The 23,382-nt window shown below is 41.4% G+C and carries 17 protein-coding genes; 9 read left to right on the forward strand and 8 right to left on the reverse strand.

Features of this window, described 5'->3' with window-relative positions; translation table 11 throughout:
• Window positions 1-22: 22 nt before the first annotated feature.
• Complete coding sequence (locus tag FD725_RS13730) at window positions 23-745, reverse strand: MotA/TolQ/ExbB proton channel family protein (RefSeq protein WP_179048638.1); 723 nt, start codon at window positions 743-745, stop codon at window positions 23-25.
• A 310-nt stretch (window positions 746-1,055) separates the two neighbouring features.
• On the opposite strand from FD725_RS13730, the gene FD725_RS13735 reads away from it, so the two are divergent.
• A complete protein-coding gene (locus FD725_RS13735; protein WP_179048639.1) occupies window positions 1,056-1,343 on the forward strand; it encodes a YkvA family protein in 288 nt (95 codons plus the stop codon).
• Between the two features lie 58 nt (window positions 1,344-1,401).
• On the opposite strand, the gene FD725_RS13740 is transcribed toward FD725_RS13735, so the two are convergent.
• From FD725_RS13740 to FD725_RS13750, 3 genes are all read right to left on the reverse strand, one after another.
• On the reverse strand, window positions 1,402-4,602 hold the full coding sequence (locus FD725_RS13740) for a glycoside hydrolase family 15 protein (RefSeq protein WP_179048640.1): 3,201 nt from the start codon (window positions 4,600-4,602) through the stop codon (window positions 1,402-1,404).
• Window positions 4,603-4,745: 143 nt separating this feature from the next.
• Window positions 4,746-5,309: a Uma2 family endonuclease gene (locus tag FD725_RS13745; protein WP_179048641.1), complete on the reverse strand. Its 564-nt coding sequence runs from the start codon at window positions 5,307-5,309 to the stop codon at window positions 4,746-4,748.
• Window positions 5,310-5,455: 146 nt separating this feature from the next.
• Window positions 5,456-7,387, reverse strand: a complete 1,932-nt coding sequence (locus FD725_RS13750) for an acetate--CoA ligase family protein (RefSeq protein WP_179048642.1) — start codon at window positions 7,385-7,387, stop codon at window positions 5,456-5,458.
• A gap of 477 nt (window positions 7,388-7,864) precedes the next feature.
• Here FD725_RS13750 and FD725_RS13755 point away from each other — a divergent pair, with 477 nt between their 5' ends.
• The 8 genes from FD725_RS13755 (at window position 7,865) to FD725_RS13790 (ending at window position 14,978) form a co-directional block, all read left to right on the forward strand.
• Window positions 7,865-8,068 carry a hypothetical protein gene (locus FD725_RS13755; protein WP_179048643.1) on the forward strand — a complete coding sequence of 68 codons (204 nt, stop codon included), beginning with the start codon at window positions 7,865-7,867 and terminating at the stop codon, window positions 8,066-8,068.
• 341 nt (window positions 8,069-8,409) lie between these two features.
• Entirely contained in the window at window positions 8,410-9,276 is an 867-nt protein-coding gene (locus tag FD725_RS13760; RefSeq protein WP_179051536.1) for a cyanophycinase, read from the forward strand.
• A gap of 173 nt (window positions 9,277-9,449) precedes the next feature.
• Window positions 9,450-9,719, forward strand: a complete 270-nt coding sequence (gene rpsO / locus FD725_RS13765; RefSeq protein WP_179048644.1) for a 30S ribosomal protein S15 — start codon at window positions 9,450-9,452, stop codon at window positions 9,717-9,719.
• A gap of 12 nt (window positions 9,720-9,731) precedes the next feature.
• Window positions 9,732-10,202 carry a PAM68 family protein gene (locus FD725_RS13770; protein WP_179048645.1) on the forward strand — a complete coding sequence of 157 codons (471 nt, stop codon included), beginning with the start codon at window positions 9,732-9,734 and terminating at the stop codon, window positions 10,200-10,202.
• Between the two features lie 371 nt (window positions 10,203-10,573).
• Window positions 10,574-11,632 carry a 3-deoxy-7-phosphoheptulonate synthase gene (aroF, locus tag FD725_RS13775; RefSeq protein ID WP_179048646.1) on the forward strand — a complete coding sequence of 353 codons (1,059 nt, stop codon included), beginning with the start codon at window positions 10,574-10,576 and terminating at the stop codon, window positions 11,630-11,632.
• 536 nt (window positions 11,633-12,168) lie between these two features.
• A complete protein-coding gene (gene psbA / locus FD725_RS13780; RefSeq protein WP_179046298.1) occupies window positions 12,169-13,251 on the forward strand; it encodes a photosystem II q(b) protein in 1,083 nt (360 codons plus the stop codon).
• Between the two features lie 436 nt (window positions 13,252-13,687).
• Window positions 13,688-14,221, forward strand: coding sequence for a DUF4330 domain-containing protein (locus FD725_RS13785; RefSeq protein ID WP_179048647.1), 534 nt, complete (start codon window positions 13,688-13,690; stop codon window positions 14,219-14,221).
• A gap of 73 nt (window positions 14,222-14,294) precedes the next feature.
• Window positions 14,295-14,978 carry a Uma2 family endonuclease gene (locus tag FD725_RS13790; protein WP_179048648.1) on the forward strand — a complete coding sequence of 228 codons (684 nt, stop codon included), beginning with the start codon at window positions 14,295-14,297 and terminating at the stop codon, window positions 14,976-14,978.
• Between the two features lie 135 nt (window positions 14,979-15,113).
• Here the strand turns inward: FD725_RS13790 and FD725_RS13795 are convergent, their stop codons facing one another.
• From FD725_RS13795 to FD725_RS13810, 4 genes are all read right to left on the reverse strand, one after another.
• Window positions 15,114-16,862: an NFACT family protein gene (locus FD725_RS13795; RefSeq protein ID WP_179048649.1), complete on the reverse strand. Its 1,749-nt coding sequence runs from the start codon at window positions 16,860-16,862 to the stop codon at window positions 15,114-15,116.
• Window positions 16,863-17,049: 187 nt separating this feature from the next.
• The gene (locus FD725_RS13800) at window positions 17,050-18,318 is read right to left on the reverse strand and encodes a glycosyltransferase family 1 protein (RefSeq protein WP_179048650.1); all 1,269 of its coding nucleotides are present in this window, start codon (window positions 18,316-18,318) and stop codon (window positions 17,050-17,052) included.
• A gap of 1,327 nt (window positions 18,319-19,645) precedes the next feature.
• Window positions 19,646-20,146, reverse strand: coding sequence for an RNA-binding protein (locus FD725_RS13805; RefSeq protein WP_179048651.1), 501 nt, complete (start codon window positions 20,144-20,146; stop codon window positions 19,646-19,648).
• Window positions 20,147-21,105: 959 nt separating this feature from the next.
• Window positions 21,106-23,283 carry a zinc metalloprotease HtpX gene (locus tag FD725_RS13810; RefSeq protein ID WP_179048652.1) on the reverse strand — a complete coding sequence of 726 codons (2,178 nt, stop codon included), beginning with the start codon at window positions 23,281-23,283 and terminating at the stop codon, window positions 21,106-21,108.
• Between the last annotated feature and the right edge of the window lie 99 nt (window positions 23,284-23,382).

Below are 23,382 nucleotides of genomic sequence, written 5' to 3' on the forward strand. Positions count from 1 at the left end.
CTATGACTGAAGATTTCAATTATCAGGTAGAACTTGGTGGTTCTGGGGGTTGAGGAAATTTAATTCTCGTTGACTTGCTAGGTAAGGTATCTCGTTGCTCAATGGCTGATGTACTGCGACTAAAATCAGGCGGAGACTGACGATAAAGCAATTCCAATTCATTCCCAGATTTGCGAAAAACTTTCACTTGATTGACAATAAAAGCTTGGAATAAGCGGTAAAATACCAAACTGACAATAGCCAATATTAGCCCTGTGGCTGTACTAATCAAAGATTCACCAATCCCTGTAGTAACTCCAGCAGCCGATTCAGTTCCCAAATCACCAATGCGAATTGAACGTAAAGACTGAATTAAACCTAAAACTGTACCCAACAATCCCAAGAGTGGTGCAAGGGCGATGACCGCTTCTAAAAGCTTCTCACCTCGGCGCATCCCGGCTATTTCATCTTCAGCTGAAGACTCTAGTGCTAATCGGAAAGTTTCTGCATCACTTTTCTGGAGATGTAAGGGTGCAAATAAAAATCTGCCGATGGGTTGATCTGTTGCTTGTCTAGCAATATCTGCTGCTATTTCCCAATTATCATGAGCTGCATCTAAGACACGGTCAACAATCTCCTTTTCTTGAGAAAAAATTCGCAACCAAAACCACAACCTCTCAAAAATTACACTTAAAGCCAGAATTGACAAGGCCAGCAAAGGCCACATTGCCGGCCCGCCCTTATAAAACAAATCTATAATATCCACTGTTTGAGTTTCCTCCCTCCATTGCTCAAGCGACTATCCCAAAGCACTTTAATTTTAGAGATTAATGCACAATTAAGGACTTACAAACATAAATTTTCAGACAATTAACTAGCTCATCTGGAACGTAAACTTACATTACGTGAGTAGAACACTCGAATTTTACAACTTGGGAGTTAACTTAGCTCAGAAATATCCATAAAAAACTTTTTTGCGAAATTGACCTAAGTTCCGAAATAACTATGACGGTTATTCCCACCGCTAGGTCACAGCACAATTTGTCAGAATGAAAAGTAAATAGAGGGTTATAAAGATGAAATTTTCCATCCAAGCACTGTATAACTGGTATCGTGGTTTAATACGCAATCCTAAATACCGTTGGTGGGTAATTTTAGGTTCAATTGTTTATATTCTCAGCCCATTTGATTTTGCGCCGGATTTTATCCCTGTTTTGGGAGAAGTCGATGATGTTTTGCTTTTGACGATCCTGGTGACGGAAGTTTCTGGACTGGTGATTGAGGGTTGGAAGGCGCGTCAAGGAGAAAGTAATCCGACAACTGAGAGTACTGTTGATGTTGATGCTGTTGCGGTTGAAAGGTAGGGAGTTTTTTTAACGCAGAGGGGCGCGGAGTCAGAGATCATTGGCTACGCGCTGAAAATTATTTCACAAACTCCGTCAAGAACCTCAACGCTTTGAGAATATAACTAGCACAATCTCTGGGAGAAGTATTATAAAACGATCGCCATGCACTAGCTTTGTCTTCATCATAGCGATCGCCGCGTTCGGAATGGTGTTCTAACCACGCCAAGCGCACAGCATGACCAATTAATACGTCTAAGACTATATATTCTTCGATTTGCAGGCTGGGGTTACTGGAAGCGATCGCAGCTAGCTCCATTAATGCTTCAATATTTACTTGGCGGTATTCTGGCGCTTCGATTTTGTTTAATAGATGCTCAATTCGCAAAGCAAAATTCTTTTCGCCGGCGGTCATTTCAGATAACATGACATCGCTATCTAGGCGATTGCGCCGCTCTAGTTTATCACCAATCACTAAACCTTTACAATGCTGCATCAATAGCCAAACTTGCTGAAAGAAGTTTTTCGGTACACGGTTTAAAGCGCCTTCCGCTTGGCGAAATCTCCGCCAACCTCCCGTTGCTACTTCTACTTCTTCGTCAATTACAGGTAGCACTACCCACTCGATATCACTTTCTTTTTGCTTGATGTGCAATGATTCTTGTTGACGTAGTAGCTTACTCATACCTGTATAGGCTGTTAATACTTGATGCAATCGGGTTTTGACTTCAAAGGGTGTCAGTTCCATCAAGCGTTCGTAGGCTTCATCTTGAGTTACTTGCAACTCTTGGGCTAGTTCGCTGGTGATTAACAAAATCAAATACCCAACTCTCAGAGTAAGTAGTCCTTGAAATGATTCTGGTTGTGATCTAATGAGGATACCCAGATAAATTAGGACTTCTTGCGTTAAGACGCGATCGCGGATATCCTCACGACAGAAGTGATTAATTTTCTCGGCAATTTCATTGTGGGACATGGGTACTGTAATCAGTGAGGCTTCGCTATAAGCCCTACCAACAGCAATTTGCTTACCCCTCACCAAGATACTCGTCACTGTATCAGACAAGCCAATATCTACCATGTGTCGCAAACCAGCCGCCCTGCGGACTACCCCCCACAATCCTAGTTCTCCAGCTTTGGTGTAAACTTCATCCAGTAAATCATCTACTGTGACAACAGCATCAGCCCCACCAAAACCTGTATCAAAATCCAATCCTTGCAATCGAGTTAAAGTCTGCAATAACTCAATTTGCTCGTAAATATTTGCTGAGGCGTGTAGGGATGACAGCAACAAGTCCAAATTGGTTTCATATTCCATTTGGAATTCTTGAGTATGTCCTAAACGCCAATTTTGATCAGGATGATCAGCTAGATAGTAGCAACGTTTGGCTGCATTTTGTACAGGCTGTTGGGAAAACTCTACATTCTGAATAAAATCAATTCTTTGCATCGCCCCTGTCAACATCAGTTGATTCAGCTTGCCTAATTTGACTTGTACACCATTGCACACTCCCTCTTTGAGTTCCTGCATCAGTTCTAGTAATGCTTGGGAACCAGTGTCTAGCATGGTATGTGTCAACATTAATGTCAGAGTAGGGCGACCTAAATCACTCCAACATTTTTGAATATACGCCAGTTCAGTCCTAATTTGATCTAGGAGAAAGTGGTAATCAAGAGTTAAGTAAAATTGCTGAGAATCTAAAAATGATGGTAAAAATACGACGGTTTCACCCTGGAGACGAAAAATTCTGGATGTTGTCAAACTCCTTAAACGTCGCACTGGACGACCGGTTAGACCGAGTTTATCATTTCGCCCAATTTGGGTATAAATAGTTGACAGTTCCCCTGCTTGTCTAACTTGCATCGGTTCGACTTGCTTGGGTGTTTGGGTTTCAATTCCGTGGACTTCTAACTCTGCTTGTAAATCTTCATCTTCTGCGAGTAAGGCAATTTGCACCATCGCTTGACGTTTTTTACCGACAGACAAGTATCTACCCAAAGGATCAATATCTCCCAAGGCTATCAACCCATCACTCAACATTTGACCAAGGTAATACAAACTTTGCGCCCAAACTAAGGGGATATTTTCATTTGGTAAACGAGGTTGACTTTGGGGTACTAATTTTTCCGCTTCTACATTTTCTGTAGGGACATAATATAGTTCTGGTAGTAAACCAAAACCATCACGCTCAACGAGTAAGTTTTTTAACCGTTCTTGGTAAAATTGCGATCGCTTTTTATCACCACAAAACAACCCATCCAAGGCTAAATAAGTAAAAAATAATGGCCATTCACATTCGATATGCTCAAACTGCTTGAGTTCCCACGGTTCGTAATGTAAGCGATGGGTGTCTTCTAGAACGGTTTGGTGTCCATCACGTAAAAAGCGTTTGCAACCGTACTTACCTTGGAGTTTGTTCACAATATCGTTGAGAGTGCGTTCCCGTAATTGTGCATCTTCTACCGCAAAGGCGGGATAGCTAATCACACTCAACAAAGCTGCATCAATTTCTTTCGATGCAGATTCTCTCGGTAATAATGATTCTAAGGTAATTCGCGCTCTGGCAATTTCATCTGGTAGTACATGAATGACTGAAGTTTGACTACCCCGCACCCCGAATAAATCTAATCCGTTGATAGCTTCCAAGGCTGCTTTCGCCATACCCACGGAACTAGCATTTAATTCAGCGTTCCCATGATTGATTTTATTTCCTCGTTCCCAGATACCGTAGTCTGGGGTGCGGTAAGCTCTGCCAATATAGTAAACCAAATTCTGCACAAAGTTGACTTCATCGATGGTGTAAATTATCGGCAATCCTGAAGCCGTCATTTGTGCCAGTATCAATAAAAAGATGGAAGTCGCATCTAATTGTAAATGTCCCCACTCATCATCACCAACGACAATATCACCAGTTGCTGTATTATATTTAGCGTGTAACCCATCCAAGGGCGACTGAGTTTGTTTAAATTGTTCTACTTTATGGGCTTGTCGCATCATGGTGAATAACAAACCGCGCATTAATTTGATCACACTATGTTCTAATTCATAGGTGCGTCCCTTGTCTTCATCAACTTTGCGGTACGCCAGTGCTAAACCCCAAACGCCCAAAATGCTGTAAACATTATCTCTCACCCAAGCATCAGTATAATCACCGTGGGCAGTCACAGCCGTACTTGCAGGTAGCAAGCCAGTGATAGGATTCTGACGCACCAAAATAATCACTTTGATTTGTTGGTAGTAATATTCCAGTCGCTCTGGTAATGTAGTGGCTGTTTTCATAATCTTGATCAGCACAGCTTGGGGAATACAACATTACCATGTTATTGGCTGTGATTAAGGACTGGCATCTTAAAAATATTACTTCTGGCGGATGTGTGGAAATTAGCACTAATCATAGACTTAGCGACCGCCTACCTAGCAAACTATACTTGTAACTCAAATCCAGGTAGTATATCTTCACCCGAAAGAATAGCTGGTATTTGCACAACTTCTACAGCTTTTGTGTGTCTGTAAATTTCCACTTGCTGATCTTGAGGATTAATTAGCCAACCTAAACGCAAACCATTTTCTATATATTCCTGCATTTTCGCTTGCACAGGTGCAAGTCGGTCTGTCTCGGAACGGAGTTCAATGGCAAAATCAGGTACAAGTGGCGGAAATTTTTTGCGTTGTTCTAGTGTTAAAGCTTCCCACCTCTCCAACTTTACCCAAGCCGCATCAGGGGAACGTTTTGCCCCATTAGGCAAGATAAAGATAGTTGAAGAACTAAAAACTTTGCCTAATTTCGCTTGACGATTCCAAATTTCTAAATCAGTGATTAATCCAGCTTCTTGATTGCCGCTTTCTCCTCCTACTGGTGGCATAATTATTAATTCTCCGGCTGCATTCATTTCTAGACTTAAATCCCTATTGGCAATACACAAGCGATAAAATTGCTCATCGGTTAAATGAGCGATCGGTTCTAGATTCAGCACAACAGTATTCATTGAACCTTTCCTCATCCCTTTAGCTAAAAGTTTAGCAGAAGTAAATTAACCTTCAGGCTAATGCACCTTAAAATTATTAACGGTGCGTTGCGCTATGCGACAACACACCCTACATTAAAATTTCTGAATTGTACCTTTATCGGAACTTACAAAATCGTGGCAATTTCTTTGAGATAAACCCGTGTGAATGGTTCATCAGCACCTAAAGTATAATCTTCAATCAATCCTTTGCGGCGAATAGAAATATCATTGTCTTTTTTAATCACCACAGTAGAACTATCAAAGACATCCCGCGCCAGCATCATTTCTATTTCACTAGGATTATCCAAAACGACTAAATTACTTCCGTAGTAAAACATCCCGTCTTCTTCCAAGATGTCATCTGGATATTCGGCAATTAGTAAGTCAAGTTTGGGATTACGTAACAAACTTTGGACATTGCTATTGTAATCTTGGCGTAATACTTTTTTTGACCGATTGACAAACACTGCTTCATGACAAATTGCACCAATTGTCCATTCTGGATGTTGTAACAGAATATGGTCAATTGTGGTTTGCAATTCTTCCACAGAAATTTTATTAAAGGAAATAATCGGTATTCTGGCATCAATACCGGATGTAAAGAATGTTTCTAAAATGTGGGATGGCACATCCACACTATCACCATCCGCCGGGTTCAGGTGCATCAATATACCAGGGGCGGCGTTGATTTCTAAAATGGCAAAATTCCCAGATTTCCATGACTCGTCCAGATTTTCTGCAATCACATCAATACCCAGGCAAGTTAGCCGAAAGTATTGAGCTATGTCTTGCGCCAAAATAATATTATCATCGTGAATTGTATGAGTAGCATTAATACTCATACCTCCGGCGGAAAGATTAGCTACTTTCCGTAAGTAAACTATTTCTCCTTTATCTAGTACAGTTTTTAACGATAAATGCTGTTCTTCTAGATAAAGTTCCATCGCTTCATCAACGATAATTTTACTCATCGGTGAAGTTGGTGTGTCTAGACGAGCTGATTGACGATTTTCTTGTTGAATTAATTCACCAATTGTTAAATACCCATCACCCACTACTGATGCTGGACGACGTTCTGTCGCCGCCACAAATCGGCCGTTGACACATAAGAGACGAAAATCTTTACCGGAGATGCTTTTTTCTACGATAATTCGTGTTGGTTCGGTTTCGGGGATAGCTAACAATGCTCTATCATAAGCCGCTTCTAGTTCATCTACATCTTGCACATCTGCTGTCACACCGATTCCCTTATGTCCCACCACAGGCTTAACTGCAACTGGGTAACCAATTTCCCTAGCTAGTTGGCGGGCTTCTCTGGCAGAAAAAACGATATCACCTGCGGGGACGGGAAAACCTAAAGTTTGCAAGAATGCTTTGCAGTCATCTTTACGAGTAGTAAATTCTGAATCTAAATGACTGTCACTATTAAAAGTTGTTGCTACACCCCGGATATGTTTTTTTCCCCAGCCGTACTGCATTAGCCCTTCATCCCACAGATAAAAGGTGGGAATGCCTTTTTCATAGGCTGTACGCAATAAGGCATAAACTGTAGGGCCACCGTAAACAGATTGGCGGAATCTATTTTGCAGAGTCAAAAATTGGTTATCGAAGAAAAAGTCATCTTCTTGAGTAATGGCTTCAAACCAGTCCCAAACAAGATAAACTACTGATTTAATTGTTCGTTCATGTAATGCTTGAACAGCAATACGTGAATAATTAGCATATGGTTTCACACTCCAGCGATTTAGGTGTAAATCCATATCCAGCTTGCCCACTTCTGATACAGTCTGAGCAAATAGATGAGCGTAGGATTCATAATGTTGGTCACGTAGATGAGGATAGCGTAGGCCCAGCCCGCCGGAGGCATCGCTCACTCTAGTAACATAATCTTCAATGGGTAAAACCTTTCTATCTAACACTAGAGCAAAATCAAATACAAACGCCCCCGTATCTAAATAGGGGTTAGTCCCAACATAATATCGACAGTTGAATATATCAAATACATCTGTCTTTCTAGCATTAATGCGGACTAAATCGGTGCTTGTTTCCTGAACCATTGATGCTAAACCTCTGGCTAAACACCCTTAAATTTAACGTTTAATCTCACTAAATAGCTTGATCAACTCTAGATTACCTAACCTATCTTTTTTGACCAAGGTGCATTTATAAAGTCATCCTGTTGGAATTTAACTTTATATGTGAGCATTTTCTACTATCGGAAGGCATAATTACATCAACCAGACTTCCGTAACTGATACCAATTCACTAAAAATATGATACAGATCCAAACACGGAAACCCTTGTAGAACAAGGCTTTCTTAATTTTGAATTTTGAATTTTGAATTGGTATGACATCATCAATTCTGATGAAAGTCTTGCACTGTCAACAGCCCACGGTCAAAGTTGTTTGACTAAGGAAATGACCAATGACCAATGACACACCAATTAGAGTAAAAATATAACCTTTGAAAGGTGTCATGCAGTCACAAAACTTGTACAAGTAGAGAGGTGGTTATAAAAAATAGCAACAGTTTATGAACAGTACACAAGCAAGTATCAGAGACGAAGTTAGACAACTTGCGGAAGAAGCTTTTCACCTCAAGCTAATTTCTGGTCATGGAGACGGGCCAGATACGCTTGAGTATCAAATTGTCTATCAAGGTAAACCCAGACATCTGCCACTAGAACAAGCACGCTTGTTTCTGGTCAACTTGCTCTACAGAAATAGAATTCACTAGCACACAATGGCATCATCTAAACTATTCTGAGCAACATTCAAATATGATCTGAATTTTCTAACGTGATAGTAGCAACAATTGATAAAAACCTATCACAACTAAAAATTGAAACACTGTTTATAGCCATAATAATCATCTAATAGCCGACTTTATGATCTAAGTCGGCTATTTCACTATGGCTACACAAACCAGATGGCTTTGTCATCTTATTCCTGAAGTAAGAGTTTATTTTTGTTAGGAAAATTAGCAAAGTATTTTAATCTACCGGATGGACGATTTTATACATACGAATGTCATGCTTTATTGAAATTATCATAATTAAATTTATGTTAGGAGACATTATGACAGTAAGTGAAAATAAACGGCAGTTAGTAATTATTGGTGGTGCAGAAGATAGAGATGGTGATGCTCAAATATTGCGAGAATTTGTCCGCCGCGCTGGTGGAACAAAAGCCCATATTGTGATTATGACGGCGGCGACCGAATTACCAAGAGAAGTGGGAGAAAACTACATTAGGGTATTTGAGCGCTTGGGAGCAGAGAAGGTGCGGATAGTTGATACAGAAACTCGTGAAGATGCTTCATCGTCAACTGCCCTGGAAGCGATCGCCAAAGCAACAGGTATATTTTTTACAGGGGGAGATCAAGCACGGATCACTAGTATTCTCAAGAATACCGAAATTGATGCTGCTATTCACCAACGCTTCGCTGAAGGTATCGTTGTTGGTGGTACAAGTGCAGGCGCAGCCGTCATGCCAGATAACATGATTGTGGAAGGCGATTCCGAAACTAATCCTCGGATAGAAATTGTGGAAATGGGGCCGGGACTAGGTTTTCTTCCTGGGGTAGTCATTGATCAACATTTTTCTCAACGTGGCCGCTTAGGACGTTTAATCACAGCGTTGATTAAAGAACCAGCCGTATTAGGATTTGGCATTGATGAGAATACTGCGATGGTGGTAACTGGTAGCCAAATCGAAATTATCGGTCAAGGTTGCGTCACAATTGTGGATGAATCAGAGTCTACATACAACAATCTGGGCGAAATTTTAAGAGATGAAGCATTAGCAATTTTTGGAGCCAAGCTGCACATCCTACCCCACGGTTTTAAATTTGACCTCAAAACCCGCAAACCGATTTCAAATAATGGCACTGAAGCATCTGCTACAGTGCCAGTGGGTTTAGTGAGTGGGGAAAAAAGAGGCTAGAGGCTAAAGGCTAGGAACTAGAAATCAGCAGGGAGATTGAAGAAGACAAAATCTTTACTTCTGTAGCCCCTAGCCCAAATACTCATTTATTCGTAGCAACACACATCTTGAGAGGCTGTGATATGATGGGAGACTGCTGCATACATTTAGAATGAATATACATTGAATCAATCATGGCTCTGACGCAACAGCGCAAACAAGAAATAATTACTAACTACCAAGTTCACGAAACTGACACTGGTTCGACCGATGTCCAAATCGCTATGCTAACTGAACGGATTAACCGCTTGAGTGAGCATCTGCAAGCCAATAAAAAAGATCATTCTTCCCGCCGGGGATTATTGAAATTGATTGGTCAGCGCAAGCGTCTTCTAGCTTATCTCCAAAAAGAAAGTCGGGAAAAATATCAAGCCTTGATTAGTCGTCTTGGTATTCGTGGATAGGAACTACCGTTTATGCCTGCTGAAGAATCAGAACGCAGTAGTTTGCCATTTGAACCGAAAAAAAAGCGTCAAAAACCTGCGAAAGCGACAAGTCAGCCACAAGTAAAGCCGGAAAACCCTGGTAAGCAAGAACTAAAACAGCCACCTTTCTCTAAGGAGGAGATGGCTATTCCCCAAGTTGTTAGCCAGAGAATGATCAGGCGTGTGGCAGCATTCTGTGGTGTACCAACGGCTTTAGGTATTGCTACCCTAGTTGCTAGTTATTTGCTAGCTACATACTCCGATATCAAACTCCCTCCCATCGCTGTTTTACTGGTGAACATGGGACTTTTTGGTTTAGGTGTACTGGGTATAACTTATGGTGTTCTTTCAGCCTCTTGGGATGAAGAAAGGGCTGGAAGTGTTCTAGGTTTAAGTGAATTCAGCACTAATTGGGGGCGAATGGTAGAAGTTTGGCGCGAAACACGACAAAACAAAGCGTAAAAAAAGATGCTTAGGTGTTCAGAAAGCTGAAATCTTAAGCAAATTGCAGGTCAATGTTGAAGTTTACATTTGATAACTTCAACATTACTATGTCAATGATTTAGTCAGGCTATTCTATCTTGATCATGACATAGCTGCTAAATATGAGCGATCGCCAAAAAAATCATGTAGATATTTGTCATCAACCGTAAATTTCCGATTATATTTTTTAATACCATAAGTATTTACATCCCATCATTACTTAAGTATACCTATTAACATATAAGAACCAAGATCAAGAGCCTATTCATAGAAGTGCTAGCTGAAATCAACAGGTAGTTACTTTGCTATGGTCTATCCCTCTAACAAAAGTATTAAACAGGGAATTTTATATGATAGTAGTCATGAAAGTTGGTTCTCCGGAAGTGGAAATCAACCGTATTAGTGAGGAACTAGGTAACTGGGGACTGATACCAGAAAAAATTGTGGGCAAGCATAAGGTGGTAATTGGTTTAGTTGGTGAAACCGCAGACCTAGATCCACTGCAAATTCAAGAAGTTAGTCCTTGGATTGAACAAGTATTACGAGTAGAACTACCTTATAAACGGGCTAGTCGTCAATATCGTCACGGCGAAGCTTCAGAAGTCGTAGTTAATACACCTGATGGCCCTGTTGTCTTTGGAGAACATCACCCACTCGTGGTGGTTGCTGGCCCCTGTTCTGTTGAAAATGAAGAAATGATCATTGATACAGCCCAGCACGTCAAAGCAGCAGGAGCTAAGTTTTTACGTGGTGGAGCCTATAAACCTCGTACTTCACCATACGCCTTTCAAGGACATGGCGAAAGTGCTTTGGAATTACTAGCAAGGGCCAGGGAAGTTAGTGGATTAGGTGTGATTACAGAAGTCATGGATGCAGCTGAACTGGATGTCATCGCTGAAGTCGCTGATGTCATCCAAGTGGGCGCAAGGAATATGCAGAATTTCTCCTTGTTGAAAAAAGTAGGAGCGCAGCCCAAGCCAGTTCTGCTCAAAAGAGGCATGGCAGCTACAATAGAAGATTGGTTGATGGCGGCTGAGTATATTTTGGCAGCAGGTAATCCCAACGTAATTTTGTGCGAACGGGGAATTCGGACTTTTGATCGCCAATACACCCGCAACACGCTAGATTTATCGGTAGTGCCAGTGTTACGAAAATTAACACACTTACCAATCATGATCGACCCCAGTCATGGTACAGGTTGGGCTGAATTTGTGCCATCAATGGCGATGGGAGCGATCGCCGTCGGTAGCGATTCCCTCATGATTGAAGTCCACCCCAACCCCATCAAAGCCCTATCTGATGGGCCACAATCCCTCACACCAGAGCGTTTCGATCACCTCATGCAAGAATTAGCAGTGATTGGTAAAGCCGTAGGACGTTGGCCACAACCAGCAGTTGTTATAGCATAAAAGGTAAAAGATAGCAGCCTCATAACGGCATAAATCAATATATCTAGTTGTCTCGAAGGCTCTAACGATAAGTGAGAGCCTTCGAGGTTTTTATAACCGTAGGACTAACCCTTTCAAGGTGACTTTAATGTTCTGAACTTCTAGTGACAAATTACTCTGTGTCTTTGTGGCTTTGTGGTTAAATAAATTACCTTTTTTACCACGAAGCCACAGCGAAAAGTCGGAGCGGAGGTTTCCTCCGTAGACGCTTTGCGGCTTGCCGCAGGCATCTGAACTTTTCAAGACAGAGACACAAAGTTAAGAGTTGAAGAACAATTTCTGAACTAAAATTTTTATCCACCTTGAAAGGGCTAGTCCTAATCCCTTAACTCACTACCAACTTAATTTTTAATAAGTAAAAATATTTAATAAACCTTCAATATATTAATTTTACTTAAGCGAAAATACTTGATTAATTTTTGTAAAGCAGTGTAAAGTAATATCACAGACAAACAAAGTCTGATACATACATAAAATACAACCGCAATCATAAAGCAATGACCGCAACCTTACAACAGCGCCAAAGCGCCAACGTATGGGAACAGTTCTGCAACTGGATCACCAGCACCAACAACCGCATATACATCGGCTGGTTCGGCGTATTAATGATCCCCACCTTGCTAGCTGCAACCACCTGCTTCATCATCGCCTTCATCGCCGCCCCCCCCGTAGACATCGACGGCATCCGTGAACCAGTAGCAGGTTCATTAATGTACGGAAACAACATCATCTCCGGAGCAGTAGTACCATCATCCAACGCAATTGGACTACACTTCTACCCAATATGGGAAGCAGCATCATTAGACGAGTGGTTATACAACGGAGGTCCATACCAACTAGTAGTATTCCACTTCTTAATCGGAGTATTCTGCTACCTAGGACGTGAATGGGAACTATCATACCGCCTAGGAATGCGTCCATGGATCTGCCTAGCCTTCTCCGCCCCCGTAGCAGCAGCAACAGCAGTATTCTTGGTATACCCAATCGGACAAGGATCATTCTCAGACGGAATGCCCTTGGGTATCTCTGGAACCTTCAACTTCATGATCGTGTTCCAAGCAGAGCATAACATCCTGATGCACCCCTTCCATATGTTAGGAGTAGCAGGAGTATTCGGTGGAAGCTTATTCAGTGCAATGCACGGAAGCTTAGTAACATCTTCCTTAGTTCGTGAAACCAGCGAAAACGAATCACAGAACTACGGCTACAAATTCGGACAAGAAGAAGAAACCTACAACATCGTGGCAGCCCACGGCTACTTCGGTCGTCTCATCTTCCAATACGCATCCTTCAACAACAGCCGTTCCTTGCACTTCTTCCTAGCAGCATGGCCAGTGATTGGTATCTGGTTCACCGCCCTAGGCGTAAGCACAATGGCGTTCAACTTGAACGGATTCAACTTCAACCAATCCATCATCGACTCTCAAGGTCGTGTAATCAATACCTGGGCTGACATCATCAACCGCGCTAACTTGGGTATGGAAGTCATGCACGAGCGCAATGCTCACAACTTCCCCTTAGATTTGGCTGCTGCTGAGTCTGCTCCTGTGGCTATCAGCGCTCCTGCTATCCACGGTTAATCCAAATCACTCAAATAGAGTAAGAAGCGCCCTCTCCAAAGGAGGGTGCTTTTTGCTGTTCATAATGGGATGGGAGTTATACCATTTCACGTTAATCATGATACACATGAATTATGTAGAGACGTTGCAATGCAACGTCTCTACTGTTTCACATTTAAAGGAAATTGGTATTAGGTCGAGGGAAATTGATATTGTGGCGTTGCTGAATCGAGGGATGATTTAGCAAGTTATCAAATTTTCCCCCCTGCCAAATCAGTTACCAGTTAATAAACGTTCACTGTTCACACCCCTGCCTCCCTTGCTTGCCTAAATTTATCCCCCTGTTCTGCAACGCCGATATTGTGATTGAATCGATTCCCCCACTCTGTATTTTTCATCTTGTGATAAACTGGCGCGTAACTGCAATGGCAACTGTACTCAGTGAGAAAAATTTGTTATGGCTATTTTAGATTCCAAAGGTCGCTTGTTTGGCAAAATTAATCTCCTTGACTTAGGTGCTGGGCTAGTTATTCTGCTAGTTATCTTTGGTATTTTCGTATTTCCTGGTACTTCTGGATCTGTTGCTCAAATCGGTGCGAAAACAGTACCTATAGAGGTAGACTTAGTGGTTCGTGGTTTAAATGTGCGTGATCCTCAGCAGTTATTTGACAACGGCTTCAAAAAAGGCGGCAAAACTAAGGTAATCATTCGCAATCAGCCTTACGGTGAGATTGAAATTAAATCTGTGGATATTTTACCTAGAACAGTTGTTGCTACTCAACCGGATGGATCTGTTAAAGAATTGAAAGATCCCAAAGCTAACAACTTTAGTACAGATATGCTGTTAACTTTAGATGGGAAAGCCCAAGTTACTCAAGATGGCCCGGTTTTAGGTAACAATAAAGTAAAAATTGGTATGCCCTTTGAGTTAGAAGGCTTTAACTACAACTTTAATGCCACTGTTGTTGATGTGAGATTAGACAATAAATAAGTAATTCAAGGTGCGAGTTAAGACGAGTGGAATATCTCAAATAACTGGATATTTATAGCTAAAGGAGAAAACTATGAATACTGCGATCGCTTCCGATACGCCTTTGGCTAAATCATTACCTAAAAACATAACCATATTGCGAGGCATTCACTGGGATACCTATCAGAATTTGGTGCGAGATTTGGAGTCACAACCAGGAACAAAACTAACTTATGATGATGGGACTTTGGAGATTTTGATGCCGCTACCACCCCACGAAACTTTTAAGAAACTACTTGGTCGTTTCATTGAAGTTACCACAGAAGAGTTAGGAATTGAAATTCGTAGTTTAGGTTCTACAACTTGGACACGAGAAGATTTACGCAAGGGTTTAGAACCAGATGAGTGTTATTACATTCAAAATGAGTTAGCTGTGCGCGGTAAAGATGTAATTGATTTGACAATTGATCCACCTCCTGATTTGGCGATTGAGGTTGATAGTACTAGCAGTTCGATGAATCGGATGGGGATTTATGCGGCGTTGGGTGTGCCAGAAGTATGGCGTTTTGATCGGGAAACTTTGACGATTTTGAGTTTAGTTAATAATGACTACCAACCCCGTGAGATGTCGTCAGTGTTGCCGATGTTTGATGGTGCGGTGTTGATGAAGTTTTTGGAATTAAGTTTAACAATGGGTGAAACAAGTTTAATTCGTCATGTGCGGGAATGGGTAAGAGAAGAGTTAGCAAAATCATCAACAGTAGTCGATGAAAATTAATCTGCTTTTTAGACGACCATATGATGAAAAATTAGATTATCAATCTGCAAAAATATAGACATTTGATGTATCTGTTGTTGTCTCATCATGGCGGTGCAACTAAGCATTTATTTGCTAGCGATCGCCTGATGTGAATTAAGAATTATGAATTTCTTTCTCTATGAGAACTAACTGTGGTTTCCCCCAAAGGATACGCTCTTGTTTGTAAATGGCGATTCCTGGTTTGGCTCCTTTGGGTTTATATACGTGCTTTGGTTGGGTGTAAACTACTGGTACTTGGTCACTTTGCCGAGCGCGACTATAGTAAGCTGCCAGATTGGCTACACATTGTAAATCATCTGTTTCAGGAACTGCACCTGGTTCTAAACGCAGTAGTACATGACTCCCAGGAATTTCTTGAGCATGGAACCATAAATCATAATCTCCAGCCAAGCGAAATGTTAGCTGATCATTTTGGCGATTGTTACGACCAATGAGGACTTGAAAGCCGCTTGGTGTCAAGTAGTTACGAAAGTTGATGCTGGTATTTTCATTATTAGTATTAGTGCGGCGATAGTCTAATTCTTCTAAATATTTTTGGCCGATTAATTCGTCGCGGATTTCTTCTAAGGCTTGTAAATCTTCTGCTGTTTGGTAGTTGTCTATTTGGGCGATCGCTGCTTCTACCTGCTCTAAATAACTAATTTCTGTCTGTACTTCTTGCAGTAGTGGTTCTACTGCTGTGCGGGCGCGTTTGAGTTTTTGGTGTTGTTTGTAAAGGTTTTGGGCATTTTGGACGGCGTTTTTGTCTGGTTGGAGGGCGATCGCTACAGGTTGATTTGTTTCAAAATCTGGTAGGATGATCTCTTTCATCCCTGGTTCCCAAGTTTGCAAATGCGCCATCAATAAATCAGCTTTTTGCCGATACTCGTCAGCTCGATCTGATTGCTGCAAGCGATTGGCAAAGGTTTGCTCTTTGGTGCGTAATTTGTCCAAAATATTACTGATTTTTTGGCTCAGTTGATGGCGTAACTGAGTAAATAACTGCTGATTTAGCTGCTTTGTGTAGTACTCGTTAATGATAGTTTGCACATTTTTGGCTGGAGTCACCGCCCCCCAACCCATGACTACATACCCGTCTTTAGTCCAGCCTGGTTGAAACTTCTTATCTTCTAAGACTTGCAGCCATTCTTGCCAACGTGCATATAAATTTTGCCAATCTTCAGAAGTCAGAATATCAGTATTAGTGTCTGGTGCAATATTTGCTGCTAGCAACATCGACTCTATTAGCACTGCACTCAAACCACTATAGTTTTTTAGCAACTGACGTTTAATCTGTCCCGGTACTAAACTGATTCTTTCTTGCCAACGTGCTAAAGATTCGTCACGATTGGGGATGGTTCCTGTCAGCTTTGGTGGTGTTTCATAAGGTTGTCCAGTTTGGATCGGCCGCACGCTAGACTGTTGCTGACTCACTTGATGAGCAGCAGTAATGATGAGATTATTGGCATCCGTCAAAATCACATTACTGTATTTGCCCATAATTTCGGCATATAGGTGATATAAGGCTTTTTCTCCTGGACGACGGGCAAACTGTAAATCTACCACACGTTCCCAAGGAGCGATCGCTTCAATGCCGATTAAAGCTAATCCCCCTAATTGGTGAACTAATTGCTGGCTAAAAGTAAAGGTATCCGGTAAACGTGGTGGCGGTTCACTTATACAAATATGTGCGGCTTGAGGATGCCAAGAAATCTCTAACCAACCTCTCTGATTGATAGTACGTAAAGCTATGGCGATAGTGTGGCGATCGCGCTGATAAACTTGCTCTAGTCGTGATGGGAGCCATTCATCCCGGAGTTCACTACAAGCAGCAGTCAGGGTAGTAAAGTCAACTGGTTGCACAAGAATTAATCATCGGCTCTCAAATACCGATGCCCAGTATATGCTATCTCGTTTACCCCAGTATGATATGACGAATCAAAACTAACAGTAAAAGGGAAAAGGTAATCCAAATATCATCCCGCATACCTTTGTTTATTTCCCAGTCTTACCCATTCCCCATTACCGATTAGCTGAGAACTGGACGATTTTATTTACTCACCAACGCTGGTTCTTTGACCGATTGTCCTAAAAGTTGGGTGTATAGTTCACTTAGTTGCTCTGCCACACCATCCCAACTAAACTTAGCTCTGGTGTGTTCTTTAGCAGCTGCACCTAACTCATCTCGCAATGCTGGATTTGTGAGAATTCTGTCAATTGCCACATTAAATGCTGCCACATCTTTTGGTGGTACTAATAGACCAGTCTTTTCGGGAACGACTGTAAACTGAAGTCCGCCGACATCACTAGCTACTACAGGTGTACCACTAGCCATTGCTTCAATGGCCACCAACCCAAAAGGTTCATAATGGCTGGGAACAACGCAAACATCAGATGCGGCATAGTAAGCTGGCAAAATATCTTGGCTGAGACGACCAGGGAGAGAAGTCAAGTGACTCATGCCTAATTCTTGCACAATTGCTTCAATGCGATCGCGCTCTTTACCATCACTATTTCCTGGGGTACTACCACCACCAATGATCAATTTGAGTTTATGGGAATCACGGAACTTAGATTGATTTACTGCACGCACTAAAGTTTCTATCCCTTTGCGTGAGTCAAAACGCCCCACATATAACACCACTTTAGCTTCTTGATCAATCTCCAACTCAGCTCTTGCTGCTTGTCTACCAATCGAGCCGAAGCGGCGAATATCTGTACCACAAGGAATAACGTCAATATGTCCTTTTGTGGAAACTAGTGTTCTCATGTGTTGCTGTTCTTGAGGACTCGTAGCCACAATTCTCTCGGCTGTTTCCAGTACTTGTTTTTCTATAGCTAAACGCTTGGTAGCAATTAAGGGGACAGCATCTACAGCTTTGTATTTAACTGCACCCAATGAATGATACGTATGAACTAGCTTGCTGCCCTGAATTGCTTTTAACTGCATTCCCACCCAGCTAGACAGCCAATAGTTTGTATGCACCAACGGATATGTGATGTGATTTTCTCGTTGAAATTGCAGAAGTTGTTGCACAAACTCTGGTAAATATTTAAAACCATTATCCCTGGGGACAAACTCCTCTGGCCCAGCAGTTAACCGAACCGTCCGACAAAGTGGAGTATGCTGCACAATCGTCTCTTGTTCAGGACTGACTTTGCGGCTAAACATATCTACTTGCCAACCCAATTGGGCTAATGCTAGACCCACTTCGCGCACGTAAACATTTTGCCCCCCAGCCTCTTCCTTACCAATTTCAATTGACGGGTCTCCGTGAACTGAAATTAAAGCGATGCGTTTTTCAGTGGTAGAGTTCATAGTTCGTGTGTGTTGCTGATTTTAATAAAAGATCAGGCGGTTCTCAGTGTGCTGTCAGCACAACTACTTCATACGTGAATTATGTAGGAACATTGAGTAACCTTTATTTTAATTTAATATGTCAAAGATTTTTATATATCTGCTACAAGGACTATACTTTTTTGCTCGGTGTTTGGATTAAAAATATTTATACATAAGTAGTCATACTCATATTTAATGCCTTTGATAGATGAACTTCTATTTGGTTGATCAGCAATGTGCAGATATGATTTTTCTCTGTTAGGAATTCATCCGTTTTTTCCCGAATACTCACATAGATCACTTCAGCATATTTACGTTAATTATTAATGAACAAATGGTAAACAACCGTATTTTTACTTAAATCACTGACCAAGATTAATATGAATTGATGAGTAATTTTTCCTATTGATGTGGAGATGATAGGGTTTAATCTGCTTAAAGCTACTCCGAGCAAGTAGGTAACGATCAATACCATTAAATAATAATTATTTTGTTATTTCTAATACAGTTTTTTCAAAAAACACTTGATTCTTTGTTATCAAAGAGTTTTTGCTCAATGTGATGTAATGATGACAAAATTTAATCCTGTTCGACAAAACTTAGATTAGTCATTGGTCATTAGTCATTAGTCATTAGTCAATAGTCATTAGTCAATAGTCATTAGTCATTAATCAATGGTCACATTAGTCAAAATTATTTTCCCCTTGTCCCCTTGTCCCTTACTCCCCCACTCCCTCACTCTCTCACTCCCTCACTCCCTCACTCTTTCACTCAGCACTCTCTACTCTCTACACCCATTGTCAATTCTTAATGCAAAACCCCTCAAGAACGACTTAAGGGGTAAGAAAACTAAATTATTTAGTTTCCATATTTTTCTCTGGAAGAATTCAAAACAGACCTTTTGCGCCTTCTGTCAAAAATATTTAATGAGAATTAATTCCAATTGAAGTGTGATGCCTTGCTCTTAACTCTGGTAATTATGACTATCTAGAACAGTAAACAGGTTGCTCGGATGAAAAAATGCCTGTTTAACATAAAAATATCAGCACTAGCTCCAATGCCAATAAATTTTAGACACATTTAGCCTTTTTAAGCTTGCTTATCTTCAGTTTTGCTGTCACGAGCGAGTAGTTAATAGCTAACTGATAATGAGAAAATTTTCTATTTAATATGACAAACTAAGGCAATCACTAATATTTGCCAAAAAATAGCGATCGCCTATTGAATCAGCTTGTCGCACTTAACAATTAAAAATTAAAAATCAAAAAAGTATGACTTTTAATTTTTAATCCTCTAAGCCTATCACCTAATTCGTAGCTTGAGCAGCTAGCATTTGCTTGAGCTTTTCAAGCTCCGATGCCCAACGTGGATCGGGACGAACTGCGTCTGAGTCGGTGCTGGTTGTGGCATTCTCACGAGTACCACCGCCACGACGAGACTTTTTAGAGCCTTTCTCACGACGACTGTTGTCTTTATTCACGTTTGGAGTAGAACTACCACCGGAAGCACTAGCGGCTTTCGGTTGCGCGCCTTGTTCTTCGCCTTCCTCACCCTTGGTACGTGGTAAGGCTTTCTCTAATTTAATTGGGGTTTCTTTGAACATTTGACCATTATATTTTTCAATAATTTGGTCTGCTTGCTCATCATTGTTAACTGTCAAAAACCCAAAGCCACGACATTTGCCGGTTTTGCGGTCTTTGATAAGTTTAGTTGTCACAGCATCGCCCTCTGCGGCAAAAACAGCTTGCAGTTCTTGACGATCTATTTCTTCTTTTGGCAAATTGCCTATGTATAGGCGCACGGACATGAACTATACCTCCAGAGATGTGTAAACATGGCAAGGCAACAAAACAATTGCTTGGCTTTGACTTTTATCAAAACAGAATACATGCGTCAGTCGCCAGAATGGGCTAAACGCCCCGCTACCGCTAACAGAATTTAATTCTGTGCGACTAGCGGATGAATAAATTGGTTTAGGACCCCCGCTAAATCGAAAATTTAGCGGTCTGCAATGAGTGGCGGGTCTGAATACCCCACTCATTGATTCTGACTCCTGAATTCTGACTTCTGAATTCTTCTTCAAGTGTTATTGACCAAGAATGCTGTAAACCAATTTTTTGCTCCAAACTGTCAACTTATACAATACAGTTTTTTGTTGGGATCAAGCTTGTTTAATCATAGAGCGCACCAACGCTCAACTAATACCACCTTAATTCTAAAAGTTGCAAATTTGTTATTTTACTGCTGATTACAGTAAAAATTTTTTTGAATGGGCTTGTCCGCAGAATTAAATACCATTCCTTACATTACCACGGTATCTTCTACGTAGCTAGTTCAAAACAAACTTTTCTCGCACTAAAGTTTTAACATCGTAACATAAACTACATCTGATTCTCAAATATAAGCTTGTGAAACAAAAACCAGCCTGAGGCTGGTCGATTTGCTGCTGTGTTGGGAGGAATAAACAGATAGATTGGCGCAAGCAACCGAATCTCAATCACCTAGCTAATGCACGGTGTTATTTCATATATCGGATACTTTGTAAATAAATGTAACACTTTTTGAGAATTATTGCAATATTTATTTACATTTTGGGGAGGCAATGGTCATTGGTCATTGGTCATTGGTCATTAGTCATTAGTCATTAGTCAATGGTCATTAGTCAATGGTCATTAGTCATTAGTCATTAGTCATCAGCAATTCTTACTCCCTCACTCCCTCACTCCCTCCCTCACTCATAACTCAGCACTCAGCACTCAATACTAGTTAACCAACCAGAAATATATAAGCTCCCCAGGCTTGGGCGGCGATCGCTAAAATAGTAGACCAGATGGGATGAGGGCTGTGGATGGTTTTACCATTTTGGGTTTGTAGGGTTTGAATATCGATCCAAGGTGTTGCGCCTCGGCGGAACCAGCCTGTGACGATGATTTGGCGACCGATTAAGTCTTGGGGGTTGATTGGTTGTCCGAGCCAAGAGATATGATGCAATTTGACTAAACCCGTGTGGGATTGGAGAATTAGGTCTTGGGCTAGAAAATTGCCGATACCTTTGCGGCCTATGAGCTTACCGATAAACTGCACAGGAAGACTATCAACGGGGATGGTAGTGGGATTTGCTAAGAGGTGGGGTAGTTGTTGGTCAGAGTAGATGTTGGTGGATTTGATGTTGGGAAAAAACGCATTCATTCTAATGACAATGCCAATGCTAAAGCCGATGAGTAGGCAACCTGTCACAAATGACCAATCTTCGTAAATCCACTTGAGATTTAAAACTTTGAAGGCAAATGCAGCTTGCCAAAGCAACCAAATCAACCCAGCAAAGACCAAACCCATAGGCACACCCAAAAAGGGAGCCGTTTGTAACCAAAAAGATTGACGGGTAACGTTCAATGCTTCCTGGTTGAGTGATTGTTGACTAGTGAGATGAATTTCTGGATCTATATGCCAATGACTAGCTATTTGACAGAGGCGACGGATGCGATCGCCCATTAAAGGATGACTATTATTGACTGTAAACCACTGGCGATAGGGGTTGATATTATCCCACATCAACATTGATTCAAAGTTGAGATGACCGGCAATACTTCCTAAAGAAATACTCTGTTGATAACCTACAGGTAATAAGAGATTTAAGCTTTCTAATAGCCCACTAGTGGATTCTTCTCGTTGAATATCGCTGGCGATGCCAATGGTGATTTTTAATAAAGCGCGGATCAGTCCGTTGGGATTGCCTGTAATTTCTGCTGCTAGGCGATCGCTATAGTACAATCTCAAGCGGGAGTGGAACAAAGCTGTACCTGTGAGGATACACCACAAACCATAAGCCAAACTGGAGATGATTGTGAATGGCCAGTGGAATATTCCTTTGCCAGCCTTGTCTCCCCATGCCGCGATTTGCTGATAGATTTTATAGATGGGTAAGGTGATCAGCATAACTAAAGACATAACCACAAAATCTTTGTGGGTAATTTGTCCTAGTTGGGCAGCATAGATGGTGGCAATTTCATCGTCGGCTAGTTGCTCTAACAATCCTTGACTGACGACAATCCGGGCATTCCTGGGTAAATTGCCATAAGTTAAAGCTATAGGTGCAGCTATGGGTAAAATTCGTAGTTGGGGTGATGGCCAATGTTTTTGTTGGCAGTAGCGATGTAGCACACGGGGAGTTTCCCGACTATAGTTGTGCAACATATCTTTAGACAATTCTCGCTGACTATACAACTCAGCTAACAACCAATCTAACAACCAAGGTGATAGGGCGATCGCTACGAACAAAATTACCAAGAGAACTGGACTAGGATCTTGATATAACAAATCAACTGGTTCTAAGTATGGCAATTTGACTAAAGCCAAGTTGATTGTTGCCATGATGAACTTGAGTATTGCTCGCAGCACCCAAAACAGGGCGACAAATGTACCTGCTGACAGCAACCGTAAGGGAATTAAGTTAGGTTTTTTGAGAGGTTGCCAAACTTTAGCCCGTTTTGCCTGTCGCCAATAAATCCCAAATTCTTTAGGTTTTGTGTAACTCGGATTTAATGATCCGTTGTTGCCAATAAAATTATTTTGATAGCCCGCAGAAGCTACAGCAGATGGGTAACGCGGTTTAGTTGGTGCTGCTGTCTGTTGTGATGGGGCTGGAGAATTGTCTGATTTTTGGCGATTTTTTTTATTTTTGGTTAAATGTCTTAAAGCGACTTCTGCCCATTCTTTCACCTGGGTATTTTGACTGTCGGTGAGAGTTTGACATAAGGCGATCGCTTTTTTGAGTTCGCCGCTACGGGCGTAAGCCATGACTAAGCCTACCTTGGCTTGTAGACTAGCTGTACTGTTACCTTGATGGCTAGCTAAAGGTTCAAGTTGAGCGATCGCACTTGGGTAATTTCCCTGCTTGAGGGCAGCTAAACCAGCCTCCAGAGACGATTTAGTATGTGAAGGCATAGAAATTCTGGCACTCCATCTCTGCTAATTGATCTACGGTGATGCAAAAGCGCGGATCTAAAAATGTCGGTAATTTCCAGCCAAATAATTAGTAATTCG

It is taken from the genome of Nostoc sp. TCL26-01, from assembly GCF_013393945.1.
Lineage (GTDB): Bacteria > Cyanobacteriota > Cyanobacteriia > Cyanobacteriales > Nostocaceae > Trichormus.